1 protein-coding gene is annotated in these 741 nt (G+C 44.7%); it reads right to left on the bottom strand.

The window, feature by feature from the left end:
• Positions 1-533, bottom strand: a 533-nt coding sequence (locus A3763_RS22750) for a hypothetical protein (RefSeq protein WP_197483061.1), incomplete at its 3' end; no start/stop codon positions are given.
• Positions 534-741: the final 208 nt, after the last annotated feature.

Here is a 741-nt window from a genome sequence, read left to right as displayed (position 1 = left end):
AGTGCTTGGATGCGCGCTCGAAGTTCTGCTTGGCGCTGTTCTCGCCATTGGTGTTGCAGGAAGAAATAACGCAGTAAGATGCTCGCGAGCATCGAGCTGATGAGTAAACTCTTTGATAGAAATAGTTCCGGTTTTGTAATGACGCCCGGCAGCAGGAAGTTGATGCCTAGCCAACTGAAAAACAGCGTGATGATGGCATTGCTAGATAAGAAGTAAATGCTGATAAATTTCGGGCTTTTGCCAAATAGAAATTTTCGGGTTGTACAGATTACCGCTGCAAAGCTGAGCGTGAGTGAGTGGCAGTAAATAGATAGCAGGCCTAGTTTATCCCAACTGATTAACTCGTTTGAACTCAAGACCAGACATAAAACCAGCGCTAGAAACTGGGTTAGGATCAGCAGAAACAGAACGGCATTGATTCGACAAAGGTCAGGAATGACAAAATTGGAGTTCTGCTCACTCCCTGAAGCTTGCTTAGAATCATCAGCATGGCTGTTTTTGTTTGGCTGTGATTGCTTGGCGTTTCTATGCATGATAAATGACTGGTTTCTTTACAAGGGATGACTAAGGCGTATTATTCGCTTTTGTGCTACAATGCGCGCCGCAATTTTGACTCCACAAATTTCAGTGTAGATGGGTAATCAAACATGAGCAATGCAAACGACAATAACGGCCAGCTAAATACGCAGAGTGATTCAAGTAAAGAAAAGCCATGGGGAGGACGCTTTACCGAGCCTACCG

The organism is Oleiphilus sp. HI0128 (assembly GCF_001635365.1).
This window is presented reverse-complemented; position numbering and strand designations above follow the sequence as displayed.